Genomic DNA, 13,836 nt, shown 5'->3' with positions numbered 1-13,836 from the left:
GCGGCGTCAGCTGTCGAGCGAGAGTTCCTCGGGCAGCTGGAAATCGCGCCGGGTGAGCTCCTCGACGTTGACGTCCTTGAACGTCAGCACCCGCACCGCCTTGACGAAGCGATCGGCGCGATAGATGTCCCACACCCAGACGTCGTTCATCGTGAGCTCGAAGTAGAAGTCGTGCTCGGTGTCGCGACGCACCACATTGACCTCGTTGGCGAGGTAGAACCGTCGCTCCGTCTCGATCACGTAGGCGAATTGACCGACGACGTCGCGGTACTCGCGGTACAGCGCCAGCTCCAGCTCGCGGTCGTAGTCTTCGAATACCTCGTCGTCCATGGTGAGTCCACTCTAGATCGCCCGCGCCGCGTTCACGCTCCGGCTGATCGCCACCGGCCCTCAGAAGAGCGTCGGTGCGTCCGCGATCGACCAGGACGACCGGTGGTGCCGGCTCAGACCGTGCGAACGGATCGCCGCCCGATGCTCCGGGCTGGCGTATCCCTTGTTGCGCGACCACTGATACGCGGGCGACTCATCGTGCAACCCCGTCATCAGCGTGTCGCGCGCGACCTTCGCGATGACCGATGCCGCCGCGGCGCTGGCGCAGTCGCGATCGGCCTTGATCACCGGCCGCACGCGGAGATCCTTCGCACCCGCCGGCGTGATGTAGTCGTAATTGCCGTCGAGGATCACGATCGCCTCCGAGGCGTCCACGTCGTGGGCGCGCAGGTCGGCCAGGGCACGGATCGTGGCGAGTCCGAGCGCGCGCATGATGCCGATTTCGTCGACCTCGTCTGCCGAAGCCCATCCGACGGCGCTGGCGGCGACCCACGACGCTGCGCGGGCGGCGACCGCCGGTCGATGGTGCTCGGGCACCAGCTTGGAATCGCGAAGCCCCAGCGGCACCCGCTTGCGCGATCGGGGCGCGTCCACCGCGACCGCGCCGACGGCCACCGGACCCGCGAGGGCGCCGCGTCCGACCTCATCGCAGGCGATGACGACCGGATGCTCCCGCAGCAATCGCCGCTCGAGCGTGAGGCGCGGCTCGATCACGGTCATGGCCGGCTCCTCACGGCTGATCCGCAGGCTCCGGGACCCCCGCGAAGACCTCGTGATGGAAGTCCAGCAGTCCGAACCGCGACAGCGGCCACGTCGTGAGGAAGGCGCGCCCGACGACGTTCTCGATCGGCACGAAGCCCTCGCCCGGCTGGTCCTGGTTGAAGCGGGAGTCGCGGGAGCTGTTGCGGTTGTCTCCGAGCACCCAGAGCCTGTCCTCGGGCACGGTGACATCGAAGTCCTCGGCCGAAGCACGACTGACGCCGCCCGGCAGCTTGAGATAGTCCATCTCGTCGATGGGGACGTCATTGATCGTGATCTGGCCGAGCGTGTTGCAGCAGACGACGTGATCGCCGGGGAGCCCGATGATCCGCTTCACGAGGTGGTCGTCGCTGTCCGGCGCGGCGAGCCCGATGAGAGACAGCACCCACTCGACGCCGTCCACGAACGGCCCGCGGCTCGGCGTCTCGGAGGGTGGGAGCCATCCGCCCGGATCGCGGAAGACGACGATGTCGCCGCGGTCGTAGCCCCCGAAGCGCGGCGTGAGCTCGTCGACGAGGATCCGGTCGTTGACGTTGAGGGTGCTCTCCATCGATCCCGACGGGATGTAGAAGGAACGGACGACGAAGGTCTTGACCAGGAAGGAGACCACCAGCGCGATCAGCACGATGATCAGGACGTCCCGGAGGAAGGTGCCCCAGCCGCGCTTGCGACCCTCGGGCTGCGACCTCCGGGAGGGGAAGCTGTCGGCCGTCGCGTGCTGCTCGGTGGTCATCGGATCCTTCTCGGGGCCTTCCGCCCCGGTCGGTGCGGCGTCCTACCAGGGTGACACACTCGCGCGCCGTCGTCGGACTCTCCTCGCGGAGAATTGCCCGCGAAAGACGAACGCCCCGGCGATGACCGGGGCGTTCGGCGGCTTAGCGCGCTCAGCTGTCGCGCTTCTCCTTGATCTTGGCCTTCTTGCCGCGGAGGGCACGCAGGTAGTAGAGCTTGGCGCGGCGGACGTCACCGCGGGTGACGACCTCGATGTGGTCGATCACCGGGCTGTGCACCGGGAAGGTGCGCTCCACGCCGACCTGGAAGCTGATCTTGCGAACAGTGAAGGTCTCGCGGATTCCGTCACCCGAACGGCCGATGACGACGCCCTGGAAGATCTGGATGCGGGAGCGGTTGCCCTCGGTGATGTTGACGTGCACCTTGACGGTGTCACCGGGGCCGAAGTCGGGGATGTCGGAGCGCAGCGATGCTGCGTCGACGGTGTCGAGGATCTGCATGAGGGATCTCTTCCTGCGGCCGCCACAGGTCGACCGCGTCACGATGACGGGATGGTGTGCCCGAACCGTTCGCGAGATGACGCGGACGGGTGCTCCCCTGAGGCAGAGCCGTGCAGGGCACAAACAGCTATTCTGCCACGGATCTCGACGCCGGCAAAAACCCCGGCGAGACGGTCACCGTGACTTGCTGCGCTCCTCGATCACGACGACCCCGGCCGGCTGCGTCCGCGGGCCCGGGTTTCCTCCGCCGAGATAGCCCGATGCCGTGGCACGGAAACCCGCCAGCCCGGACGGCTTCGCCTCGCGCCAGAGCTGCCACAGCTGCGTCCAGAACAGGGCCAAGGCGGCGACGATCGTGAGTCCGAACGCTGCACCCCACCACCACGCGCCGAAGAAGCCGAGCGACACGGTCAGCGCGTGCAGCACGGCGAACCCGCCCACGTCGAGCCACGACACGGCGCGCTCGGCGCGGACGGTCCCCCGCGCGCGGACCAGCAGGGTGAGGACGACCTGTCCGAGGAAGACCGACGGGATGCCCAGGAGCAGCACCCAGAGGAAGGCCCATCCCCCACCGCTGAAGACACCCCAGCCCACGAGAAGCCAGATCGGCAGGACGAAAGCCGCCGGGAAGAGCCACCGGTAGACGGCGCGTCGCAGGAGCATACGCCGATGCTACGCCCGTCGTGGCGGGTCGGGGAGGGTGTCCCAGGCACCGGAGGGCCATCTCACAGTCGCCTCTCCAGGAGAATGGATCATGACGGAAGGAAACGGATGATCGAGTTGCGCACCCCTGCCGAGATCGAGGCGATGAGGCCTGCCGGCCGATTCGTGGCGGAGGTCCTTACGACCCTCCGGGACGAGGCGGCAGTCGGGACGAACCTCCTGGCGCTCGATCGACGGGCGCACGAGCTGATCCGCCGGGCCGGGGCGGAGTCGTGCTACATCGACTACCACCCGTCCTTCGGCGCCTCGCCGTTCGGCAAGGTCCTGTGCACGTCGATCAACGACGCGGTCCTGCACGGCCTCCCCTTCGACTACACCCTTCGCGACGGCGACCTCGTGTCGCTGGACTTCGCGGCCGCCGTGGACGGCTGGGTGGCGGACTCCGCGGTCTCCTTCGTCGTGGGCTCGGCGCGCGACGAGGATCTGGCGTTGATCGACACGACGCAGCGTGCGTTGAGCGCCGCGATCGACGCCGCGCAGACCGGCAGCCGCATCGGCGACATCTCCGCCGCGGTCGCCGCGGTCGCCCGCGCGGAGGGCTACGTCATCAACACCGATTTCGGCGGTCACGGCGTCGGACGCACGATGCACGGCGACCCGCACGTGCCCAACGACGGCAAGGCGGGCCGCGGCTACCCGCTTCGCGCGGGCCTCGTCCTCGCCCTCGAACCGTGGTTCCTGGCCACCACCGACCAGCTGGTCACCGATCCCGACGGCTGGACTCTCCGCAGCGCCGACGGGTCGCGCGGCGCGCACTCCGAGCACACCGTCGCCATCACCGAGGACGGTCCGATCGTTCTGACCGATCGCAGCTTCCTCGGCGTGGACTGATTTCGCTCAGCGGGTCGTGACGGCCGCGCTCCGCCCCGGAAGGATGATCCTGGCGGACTCGACCCTCGCCGCGTCATCCGTGGCCAGAACCAACCGGGAGCCTTCCTGGATCGGAAGCGTCGCAGGATCGGTGCCGAAGTTCACCAGGATGTCGACGGCACCGCGGTGCAGCACGAAGGTGCGCGCCGTCTCGTCGGCTTCGGCCGAGAGCGCGGTGAAGGCGGGGTCGGTGAGATCGGGGAGTTCCCGGCGCAGCCGCGCGAGCCGCCGGTAGAGCGCGAGCGTACGACCGTGACGCGGGTCGGCCTCCTCGTCCCATGCCTCCGACCAGTCCAGATGCGACCGCTCGAAGGTGGCCGGGTCCTGCGGGTCGGGTACGAGCGATTCGTCCCATCCCATCGCTGCGAACTCCGCCAGGCGTCCGTCCGCAGTCGCCTTGGCCAGCTCCGGCTCGGGATGCGACGTGAAGAACTGCCACGGGGTGCTCGCCGCCCACTCCTCCCCCATGAAGAGCATGGGAGTGAACGGCGCGAGGAGGGTGAGCACCGCGCCGATGCGCAGCCCGCCCTCGTCCAGCGACTGGGACAGCCGATCCCCGGCGGCGCGATTCCCGATCTGGTCGTGATCCTGGCTGTACGTCACCAGTCGCCAGGTCGGGATGCGGGGGTCGATGGGGTGACCGTGCTCGCGCTCGCGGAACGACGACCAGGTGCCGTCGTGGAAGAACCCCCGGGTCGCGGCTTTCACCAGGGCCGACAGGGGTGCGAAATCGGCGTAGTAGCCGACGGTCTCGCCCGTGAGGGCGACGTGGAGGGCGTGGTGGTAGTCGTCGCTCCACTGCGCGGTCAGGCCATATCCGCCCGCCTCGCGGGCGGAGATGAGCATGGCGTCGTTCATATCCGACTCGGCGATGAGGGTCAGCGGGCGACCGACGTGTGCGCTCAGCCGATCGGTCTCCTCGGAGATCTCCTGCAGGATGTGCCGATCGGTGCGGTCTAGCAGCGCGTGGACGGCATCCAGACGCAGGCCGTCGACGTGGTAGTCCCGCATCCACATCAGCGCGTTCTCCACGATGAACGAGCGGACCGCGGGCTCATCGAGGTTCACGGACGAACCCCAGGTGTTGCGCTCGGCGTCGCGGAGGTACGGGCCGTACTCGGGCAGATAGTTCCCGCTCGGACCCAGGTGGTTGTACACGACGTCCTGGATGACGGCGAGCCCGCGACCATGGCAGGCGTCGACGAATCGCTGATACGCCGCCGGCCCGCCGTAGGCCTCGTGGACGGTGTACCACAGCACGCCGTCGTAACCCCAGTTCCAGATGCCGTTGAAGCCGTTGACGGGGAGGAGCTCCACGTGGGTCACACCCAGGTCGACGAGATGGTCGAGCCGCGACGCGGCCGTATCGAGCGTGCCCTCGGGGGTGAAGGTCCCGACGTGGAGCTCGTACACGATCCCCCCGGCCAGCTGCCGGCCCGTCCAGGACTGGTCGCTCCACTCGTGCGCTCCCGGGTCGAACCACGATGAGGGCTCGTGGACGCCGCGCGGCTGCCGGCGCGAGCGCGGGTCGGGACGCACGGCGTCGCCGTCGTCGAGCACGAAGCCGTACCGATCACCGTCTGCCAGCGCGATCTCTCCCTGCCACCATCCCTCGGCTGTCGCCTGCATCTCGAGGTCTCCCCCGGCGTGCCGCAGCCGGACGCGGGAGGCCCGCGGTGCCCACAGTTCGATCATCGGCTCTGTCCTTCCTCGAGCCGGTCGGCCTCGACGAGGAGCGCCACCGGATACAACTGCAGAATCAGCGACAGCTCGGTCTCGCCGCCCTCGAACCGACGGCCCGTCAGCGCGTCCACGACCGGGCCTGCGGGAAGCATCACCGCGGTCCCGCCCCAGCCGCCACGCCGGGTGAGTCCGACCGGGAATCGCGTGGCCACGGTCGTCGCCGCGCCGCGATGGAAGGCGACGGCGTGCTCCGACGCCTCGCCCACCACGGCCGTCGGGCGATGGACGGTAAACAGATCGGGTCGATCGCGCCGGAGGCGCAGCGCCCGCGAGGTGATCAGCAGCTTCGCCCGGCCCGATGCGTCCACGGGCGGCAGGTCCCCGCGCGCGACCGCGTCGTCGAGGTCCATCAGCATCCGCCTCCGCAGCGCGAAGTCCACGGGGCGACGGTTGTCGGGGTCGACGAGCGACGTCTCCCAGAGCTCCGATCCCTGATAGACGTCAGGTGCCCCCGGCGCCGTGAGCTGTACGAGCTTCGCCCCGAGGGAGTTGATCCATCCGTAGGTCGATATCTCGGCGACGAACTCGTCGATCAGCGGCCGGGCGTCCGCGAACGCCGCGTCGACCAGCGCGTGCATCCTCTTCTCGAAGCCCTCGTCCGGATCCCACCACCCGGTGGCCTCGGCCGCCTCGCGGGCGGCTTTCTCTGCGTAGGCGTGCAGACGATCGGGGGTGGCGGGCCAGGCCCCGATCACCGCCTGCCAGAGCAGGGCGTCGAACGGCCCGTGGCCGGTGGTCGCCACCGCGCGGAGACCATCCAGCACCTCGGCCCAGCGTTCGGGGATCTCGGCGAGCACGTTCAGGCGCGCACGGACGTCCTCGCCGCGCTTGGTGTCGTGCGTCGACAGCGCGGTCATCGCGTGCGGCCACGCCGCGAGGCGCCGCTGCTGAGCGAGATGGAACTGCGCCGACGTCATCGAGAAGACCGCGGGATCGCCACCCACCTCGGTGAGGGAGCCGAGACGGGTGTAGCGGTAGAAGGCGGTGTCTTCGACGCCTTTGGCCATCACCGGTCCCGTCGTCTGCTGGAACCGGCGGGAGACCTCGAGGGAGGGGTCGCGCAGGATCGTCCTCAGCGCATCGAGGCTGGGGCCCAGATCGGGGCGGCGCCGTGCGGCGTCCTCGGTCGCCCGGGTGAGCTGCTCCTCGCCGGCCGGGAGGTAGGACCGGTAGACCGGGAAGCAGGCGAGGAGCTCGGCGAAGGCATCCGCGGCGTGGTCGACCGGTGCGGGCAGGCACCGCACGAGCCGTGCGATCTCGGCGCGCTGGATGGTGTCCCCGATCATCCGCTTCGTGGTGTGGATGAGGTCGGACCAGCTGCCCCCGGGCACCCCGGTCTCGTCGCGCAGTCGCGCGTCGAGCCGGTCGAGCGCATCTTCGCCGGCCGGATCGACGAACAGCCGGTCGATCTCGCCCATCGCGTCGTATCCGGTCGTGCCGGCGGTGCGCCACCAGGCGGGGAGGTCCTCGCCATGCTCGAGGATCTTCTCCACGAGGACGTGCGTCGGCGCGCCGCGGGCTTCCCGGGCGGCCTCGGCCAGCCGGTCGAGGTATCCGCCCGGGTCGAGCAGGCCATCCGGATGATCCACGCGCAGGCCATCGGCGAGGCCCTCGCGCAGCCAGCGGAGGATCTCGGCGTGCGTTGCCTCGAAGATCTGCGGCAGCTCGACGCGGACACCGGCCAGGGTCGTGACGGCGAAGAAGCGGCGGTAGTTCAGGTCGTCGGCCTCGGTACGCCAGAACGCCAGCCGGTAGTGCTGTCGGGAGAGCACCGCGCGCACGACGGCCGGATCGGACGTCTCCGCGTCCGGCGCCGATCCTTCGGCGAGGGGGAACGCGTGCTCGAAGTAGCGCAGCGCGCCGAAGGGGAAGAGGGAAGGATCGTCCGTCTCGGGCGACACGGTGATCTCGCCCGCGGTGACGACGGCCTCCTCATCGTCGCCGAGGATCGGGACGAGCACGCGGCCGCCGCCGAAGTCCCAGTCGATGTCGAACGCTGCCGCATGGGCGGAGCCCCGGCCTCGCAGGAGGACATCCCACCACCATGCGTTCTCCGCCGGCGACGAGATGCCCATGTGGTTGGGGACGATGTCGACGAGGATGCCGAGGCCCGCCTGCCGGGCCGCCGCCGCGAATCGCGCCAGCGCCTCGGGACCGCCTCGCTCGGGGTCGACGCGCGTGACATCGACGACGTCGTACCCGTGGTCCGACCCCGACGTCGCAGCGAGGAGCGGGGAGAGGTAGGCCCACGACACCCCGAGATCGCGCAGGTAGTCGGTCACCGCTGCGGCATGGTCGAGGTCGAACGATCTGCGGATCTGAAGGCGGTAGGTCGATGCGGGGTGCCGTCGGTCCCCTGCCGCGTCGGGGAGCGCGGTGGAACTCACCGACTGGCCTCGGCCTTCGGCGGCATCTGCGGCACCTCGGAGTCGGCGAGGAGCACCAGCGACGCCGCCACCGAATGATCGACCTCGGGCTCGGGGACCTCGTGCTCGCACAGCACCATCAGCGACTTCGCCGCCAGCGGCACCGACTCCCCCGGCTCCAGGGGGGCGGAGTCGGCGCGGCGACCCGCGGTGTCGACCACCGTGTCCCACTTCGGGCTGAACTCCACCGCGGGCAGGTGGAAGTCCACCTCTTCGTCCCCGGCGTTGAACAGGATGATGAAGTGCTTGTCCGAGATCGGCTCGCCGCGGCGATCGCGCTCGCGGATGCCGTTGCCGTTGAGGAACACGCCGATGGCGCGACCGAATCCGGAGTCCCAGTCCTCCGGCTGCATCTCCGAGCCGTCGGGGCGCAGCCACACGATGTCGGGGATCCGCGCGCCCTGCTCGCGGCGCACCGGGCGGCCGTTGAAGAACCGGCTCCGGCGGAACGTCGGGTGGTCGCGCCGCAGGCGCGCCAGCGCTGCGGTGAACTCGAGCAGAGGCTGATCGACCGCATCCCAGTGCATCCAGGTCAGCTCGTTGTCCTGGGCGTAGCCGTTGTTGTTCCCCTGCTGGGTGCGACCGAGCTCGTCCCCGTGCAGCAGCATCGGCACGCCCTGGCTGAGCATCAGGGTGGCGATGAAGTTACGCTGCTGGCGGGCGCGGAGCGTGAGGACCTCGGGGTCGTCGGTGGGTCCCTCGACCCCGTGGTTGTACGAGCGGTTGTGCGATTCGCCGTCGTTGTTGTCCTCGCCGTTGGCGTCGTTGTGCTTCTCGTTGTACGACACCAGATCGCGCAGGGTGAAGCCGTCGTGCGCGGTGACGAAGTTGATCGATGCCACCGGGCGACGCCCCGAGTGCTCGTACAGATCGGCCGAGCCGGTCAGGCGCGAGGCGAACTCGCCGAGCGCCTGCGGCTCGCCGCGCCAGAAGTCGCGGACGGTGTCGCGGTACTTGCCGTTCCACTCCGTCCACTGCGGCGGGAAGTTGCCGACCTGGTATCCGCCGGGTCCGACGTCCCACGGCTCGGCGATGAGCTTGACCTGCGAGACCACCGGATCCTGCTGCACGAGCTCGAAGAAGGTGGCGAGGCGATCGACGTCGTAGAACTCCCGCGCGAGGGTCGAGGCCAGATCGAACCGGAAGCCGTCCACGTGCATGTCGAGCACCCAGTAGCGCAGCGAATCCATGATCAGCTGCAGGGCGTGCGGGTTTCCGACGTTCAGGCTGTTCCCGGTGCCGGTGTAATCGGTGTAGTAGCGCTTGTCGTCCTGCTCGAGGCGGTAGTACGCCTCGTTGTCGATGCCGCGCATCGAGAGCGTCGGGCCCATGTGGTTGCCCTCGGCGGTGTGGTTGTAGACGACGTCGAGGATGACTTCGATACCCGCCGTGTGGAGGGCGCGGACCATGCCCTTGAACTCCTGCACCTGCTGGCCGCGCTGACCGGTGGAGGCATAGGTGTTCTGCGGAGCGAGGAAGGCGATGGTGTTGTAGCCCCAGTAGTTCGCCAACCCCTTGTCCTGGAGGGTGGAGTCATTGACGAACTGGTGCACAGGCATGAGCTCGATCGCGGTGACCCCCAGCTTGAGCAGATGGTCGATGACCGCCGGGTGCGCGATGCCGCTGTAGCTCCCGCGCAGCTCTTCGGGGATCAGCTCGTTGAGCTTCGTGAGGCCCTTGACGTGCGCCTCGTAGATGAGCGTCTCCGCATACGGGGTCTTGGGCTGACGGTCACCGGTCCAGTCGAAGAACGGGTTGACCACGACTCCCTTCATCATCGCGTCGGCGGAGTCCTCGTCGTTGAACGAGTCGGGATCGCCGAAGGTGTACGAGAACACCGACTGGCCCCAGGTGATCTCGCCGTCGACGGCCTTGGCATACGGGTCCAGCAGGAGCTTGCTCGGATTGAACCGCTGGCCGTTCGCCGGGTCGTACGGCCCGTGCACGCGGTACCCGTAGCGCTGCCCCGGTCCGACGTTGGGAAGGTAGACGTGCCACACGAAGGCGTCGACGTCGCGCAGCTCCACCCTGGTCTCGGCGCCGTCGTCGTCGAAGAGACAGAGCTCGACGCGTTCCGCACCCTCGCTGAAGACAGCGAAGTTCGTGCCGTTCCCGTCGAAGGTGGCGCCGAGGGGGTATGCCGACCCCGGCCAAGCCTGCAGCGTCATCCGTTTCCTTTCGTGATCGTGCGCACGCCGCACGATCGGTTACGAAGGTCCCGAGCATATCGAGGCCGGATGACACGCCGGTGCCACTTGACGCCGGATGCTCAGTCGAGCAGGTCGGGCCGGTGCATCCGGGTGCGGGCGACACTCTGCTCGCGCCGCCAGCGCGCGATCTCACCGTGATTGCCGCTCAGGAGAACCGGCGGCACCTCGTGTCCGCGCCAGGTGGCGGGCTTGGTGTAGCTCGGGTACTCCAGGAGGCCGGACTCGTGCGACTCCTCGACGAGGGACTCGGGGTTGCCGACGACGCCGGGCACGAGGCGCGAGACCGCCTCCACCATCGCCATCGCGGCGACCTCCCCGCCGTTGAGGACGTAGTCGCCGAGGCTGATCGATCGCACCCTATGCGTCGCAGCGAAGTGATCGACGACGCGTTGGTCGATGCCCTCGTAGCGTCCGCAGGCGAAGACGAGGTGCGCCTCGTCGGCGAGAGCGCGGGCGAGCGGCTGCGCGAAGCGCTCCCCCGCGGGCGACGGGACGATGAGCAGCGCGTCGGGGGTGAGGATCTCATCGAGCGCCTCCCCCCACGGTTCGGGCTTCATGACCATGCCCGCGCCCCCGCCGTAGGGGGTGTCGTCGACGGTTCGGTGCCTGTCGTGCGTCCACGCGCGCAGATCGTGGACGCGGATGTCCAGCAGGCCGCGATCTCGGGCCTTGCCGATCAGCGAGACGTCGAGGACGTCGAAGAAGGCCGGGAAGATCGAGACGATGTCGACGCGCACGTCAGGACGCGTCCGGTCGGCCGTCCTCGGCCCCGCCCGCCGGCGCACTTCCGCCGCCGCCGTCGTCGTCGGACCCGGCGGATGCGGCGTCGGACTCATCCGGCTCGCCCGGCAGGTCTTCGAAGAGACCCGGGGGCGGGGTGACGGTGAGACGTCCGCCGGCGATGTCGACATCGGGGACGATGGCCGAGACGAAGGGGACGAGCAGTTCGCCGTCACCGTCGCCGGAGGGGCGGATGATCAGCAGGTCCTGCGCAGGCAGGTGGTCGACGCGGATGACCCGACCGACCACCGATCCGTCGCGGACGACGTCGAGGCCGACCAGCTGGTGGTCGTACCAGGCGTCAGCCTCGTCCGATGTCGCCGCCGCGTCCTCATCGATCCAGAGGATGGCGCGCACGAGGCTCTCCGCCGTGGTGCGGTCGTCCACCCCGTCGAAGAACGCCACCGGATGGGAGTTCATCCAACGGAACTCTCGGACCGTCAGCGGCTTGCCGTGCCACGGGGAGGTTTCGGGCACCTGCAGGGTGAAGGTCGCGCCGGGGACGAATCTCCCGTCGGGGTCGTCGGTGTACAGCTCGATCTTCAGCGCGCCTTTGAGGCCATGGGCCTTCACCAGGCGGCCGACACGGAGCTGCGTCCGATCGCCCGCGCGCGTGCGCGCCGCGGGACCGGCGGAGGGGTCTTCGGTGGCCACGTCAGTCATCCGCGACGTCGACGCGCACGCGGCGTCCGTCTGCGAGGGCGGCGACGAGGGTGCGAAGGGCCTTGGCCGTGCGGCCGCCGCGCCCGATCACGCGTCCCCTGTCCTCGGGGTGCACATGCACCTCGAGGAGGTCGCCGCGAGGCGACGTGGACGACTGGATGCGGACGTCGTCCGGGTGATCGACGATCCCCTTGACGATGTGTTCGAGCGCGGCGGCGAGCACGGCGACGAGGCGCTTACTCGGCGGCGGCGTCGGCCGGAGCCTCGGCCTCGTCGGCCGGAGCCTCGGCGGTGTCCGCGGCCTTCTTCTCGGCCTTGGGCTTGACGACGGAGGACTTCGACGAGTCCAGCTCGAAGGCGGGCTTGTCCCCGCGCGTCTTCACCGTCGAGGTCGCGCCCTTCTCGCCCTTGAAGGTGCCCCAGTCGCCGGTCAGCTTGAGGATGGCGCGCACCTGCTCGGTCGGCTGGGCGCCGACACCGAGCCAGTACTGCGCTCGCTCGGAGTCGACCTCGATGAACGAGGGCTCTTCGGTGGGGTGGTACTTCCCGATCTCTTCGATGACTCGACCATCGCGCTTGGTGCGCGAGTCGGCCACGACGATGCGGTAGTACGGCGCACGGATCTTGCCCAGGCGCTTCAGACGGATCTTGACAGCCACGATTCTCCTGAATGTGTGGAAGGAATGAACTGGTCGACCGGGAGGTGGGGTGCAACACCCGGTGGAAGCTCTGCGGAGGACGGCGGTCTGGATAGAGGGTCGAGTCCGGCGTCCGACCCTCTATTCTGCCAGACGACACGAACAGTCGCGAACCGTCGAGCCAGCGCGACGTCATGCCACACTGGGCCCATGACGGAGCCCTTCGCCCGGTCGGCGCGGTCCACCGTTGGGATCGAGTGGGAGCTCATGCTCGCCGATGGCGAGACGGGCGATCTCGTCCCCCGCGCTCCCGAGGTCTTAGAGGCGCTCGGCGAGGAGGCGGCCCTCGAGCGGTACACCATCACGCAGGAGCTCCTCACCAACACCGTCGAGCTCACCAGCGGCATCGGCGACACCGTCGCCGCCGCCGTCGACGACATCGGCGACGCGATCGCAGCGCTGCGGACGGCCACCGACCCCAGGGGCATCGAGCTGCTCTGCGCCGGCAGCCATCCGTTCGCGCAGTGGTACGACCAGGAGGTCACCGACAAGACGCGCTACCACAGCCTCATCGAGCGCACCCAGTGGTGGGGGCGGAACATGATGATCTGGGGCATCCACGTGCACGTCGGCGTGGAGGATGTGACCAAGGTCTTCCCCATCATCAACGCGCTGTCGGTCTACCTCCCGCACCTTCAGGCGCTGTCGGCCTCCTCCCCGTTCTGGGCCGGGGAGCGCACCGGCTACGCCTCGAATCGCGCCCTGGTCTTCCAGCAGCTGCCGACCGCCGGGCTTCCCTGGCCGCTTCCCGACTGGTCCGCTTTCGAGCGCTACCTCGACGACATGGTCGCCACCGGGGTGATGGAGGATGCGACCGAGGTGCGGTGGGACATCCGCCCCGCCCCCCGCTGGGGGACCATCGAGGTCCGGGCATGCGACGGCATGTCGACCCTCCCCGAGCTCGCCGCCGTGGCGGCGTTCGTGCAGGTCATGGTCGAGCACTTCTCACGCCTCCTTGACGACGGCGCCGACATCAGCGGCATCCAGCCCTGGTTCGTCCGCGAGAACAAATGGCGCGCCGCGCGCTACGGACTGGACGCCCTCGTCATCGTCGACCGCGACGGCACCCAGGTGCCGGTCCGCGATCACCTGAGAGCCACGATGGACGAGGTGGCCGAGATCGCCGTGGAGCTGAAGTGCGCCCGCGAGTTCGCGGGGCTCGAGCGCATCCTCGCCGGCGGCGCGAGCTACGCCCGGCAGCTCCTGGTCGCCGAGGCCGCCGACGGCGATCTGCGCGAGGTGGTGCGTCACCTCATCCGCGAGTTCCGCGCCGGTCCGACGCTGCGCGACCACCTCGCCTCGCTGAGCGTCCACGACTGAGGCCCGTTCGGAGCCTCGGTGGTGGCGAGGAGCGCCACCGCGCCGATTCGTTCGTCGCAGATGTACGTCCTCGAGCCCTTCT

The 13,836-nt window shown here is 69.3% G+C and carries 14 protein-coding genes; 2 read left to right on the top strand and 12 right to left on the bottom strand.

What is annotated here, in order from left to right; genetic code table 11:
- Nucleotides 1–6: 6 nt before the first annotated feature.
- The 5 genes from T9R20_RS08410 to T9R20_RS08390 form a co-directional block, all read right to left on the bottom strand.
- Nucleotides 7–330, bottom strand: coding sequence for a DUF2469 family protein (locus tag T9R20_RS08410; RefSeq protein ID WP_322412062.1), 324 nt, complete (start codon nucleotides 328–330; stop codon nucleotides 7–9).
- A gap of 60 nt (nucleotides 331–390) precedes the next feature.
- On the bottom strand, nucleotides 391–1,050 hold the full coding sequence (locus T9R20_RS08405; RefSeq protein WP_322412061.1) for a ribonuclease HII: 660 nt from the start codon (nucleotides 1,048–1,050) through the stop codon (nucleotides 391–393).
- Between the two features lie 10 nt (nucleotides 1,051–1,060).
- On the bottom strand, nucleotides 1,061–1,822 hold the full coding sequence (gene lepB / locus T9R20_RS08400; protein ID WP_322412060.1) for a signal peptidase I: 762 nt from the start codon (nucleotides 1,820–1,822) through the stop codon (nucleotides 1,061–1,063).
- A 151-nt stretch (nucleotides 1,823–1,973) separates the two neighbouring features.
- Nucleotides 1,974–2,321 carry a 50S ribosomal protein L19 gene (gene rplS / locus T9R20_RS08395; RefSeq protein ID WP_322412059.1) on the bottom strand — a complete coding sequence of 116 codons (348 nt, stop codon included), beginning with the start codon at nucleotides 2,319–2,321 and terminating at the stop codon, nucleotides 1,974–1,976.
- A 174-nt stretch (nucleotides 2,322–2,495) separates the two neighbouring features.
- Nucleotides 2,496–2,984 (bottom strand): MFS transporter permease, encoded by a 489-nt coding sequence (locus T9R20_RS08390; RefSeq protein WP_322412058.1) that lies wholly within the window; start codon nucleotides 2,982–2,984, stop codon nucleotides 2,496–2,498.
- A gap of 108 nt (nucleotides 2,985–3,092) precedes the next feature.
- On the opposite strand from T9R20_RS08390, the gene map reads away from it, so the two are divergent.
- Entirely contained in the window at nucleotides 3,093–3,875 is a 783-nt protein-coding gene (gene map / locus T9R20_RS08385; RefSeq protein WP_322412057.1) for a type I methionyl aminopeptidase, read from the top strand.
- A gap of 6 nt (nucleotides 3,876–3,881) precedes the next feature.
- On the opposite strand, the gene treZ is transcribed toward map, so the two are convergent.
- The 7 genes from treZ to rpsP all read right to left on the bottom strand — a co-directional run bounded on the left by treZ (nucleotide 3,882) and on the right by rpsP (nucleotide 12,395).
- Nucleotides 3,882–5,609: a malto-oligosyltrehalose trehalohydrolase gene (treZ, locus tag T9R20_RS08380; protein ID WP_322412056.1), complete on the bottom strand. Its 1,728-nt coding sequence runs from the start codon at nucleotides 5,607–5,609 to the stop codon at nucleotides 3,882–3,884.
- Entirely contained in the window at nucleotides 5,606–8,044 is a 2,439-nt protein-coding gene (treY, locus tag T9R20_RS08375) for a malto-oligosyltrehalose synthase (protein WP_322412055.1), read from the bottom strand. The genes treZ and treY overlap by 4 nt, the downstream gene beginning before the upstream one ends.
- Entirely contained in the window at nucleotides 8,041–10,245 is a 2,205-nt protein-coding gene (gene glgX, locus T9R20_RS08370; protein ID WP_322412143.1) for a glycogen debranching protein GlgX, read from the bottom strand. The genes treY and glgX overlap by 4 nt, the downstream gene beginning before the upstream one ends.
- Nucleotides 10,246–10,352: 107 nt before the next feature.
- The gene (trmD, locus tag T9R20_RS08365; protein WP_322412054.1) at nucleotides 10,353–11,030 is read right to left on the bottom strand and encodes a tRNA (guanosine(37)-N1)-methyltransferase TrmD; all 678 of its coding nucleotides are present in this window, start codon (nucleotides 11,028–11,030) and stop codon (nucleotides 10,353–10,355) included.
- A gap of 1 nt (nucleotide 11,031) precedes the next feature.
- Nucleotides 11,032–11,736, bottom strand: coding sequence for a ribosome maturation factor RimM (gene rimM / locus T9R20_RS08360; protein ID WP_322412053.1), 705 nt, complete (start codon nucleotides 11,734–11,736; stop codon nucleotides 11,032–11,034).
- Nucleotides 11,729–11,959: an RNA-binding protein gene (locus T9R20_RS08355; RefSeq protein WP_124293421.1), complete on the bottom strand. Its 231-nt coding sequence runs from the start codon at nucleotides 11,957–11,959 to the stop codon at nucleotides 11,729–11,731. Before T9R20_RS08355 ends, rimM begins: the two co-directional genes overlap by 8 nt.
- 13 nt (nucleotides 11,960–11,972) lie before the next feature.
- Nucleotides 11,973–12,395: a 30S ribosomal protein S16 gene (rpsP, locus tag T9R20_RS08350; protein ID WP_322412052.1), complete on the bottom strand. Its 423-nt coding sequence runs from the start codon at nucleotides 12,393–12,395 to the stop codon at nucleotides 11,973–11,975.
- A gap of 189 nt (nucleotides 12,396–12,584) precedes the next feature.
- Here rpsP and T9R20_RS08345 point away from each other — a divergent pair, with 189 nt between their 5' ends.
- On the top strand, nucleotides 12,585–13,754 hold the full coding sequence (locus tag T9R20_RS08345) for a glutamate--cysteine ligase (protein WP_322412051.1): 1,170 nt from the start codon (nucleotides 12,585–12,587) through the stop codon (nucleotides 13,752–13,754).
- Nucleotides 13,755–13,836 lie beyond the last annotated feature (82 nt).

This window comes from Microbacterium invictum (genome assembly GCF_034421375.1).
Taxonomy (GTDB): domain Bacteria; phylum Actinomycetota; class Actinomycetes; order Actinomycetales; family Microbacteriaceae; genus Microbacterium; species Microbacterium invictum_A.
The sequence above is the reverse complement of the archived record's forward strand: the minus strand, read 5'-3'. Positions and strand labels throughout refer to the sequence as shown.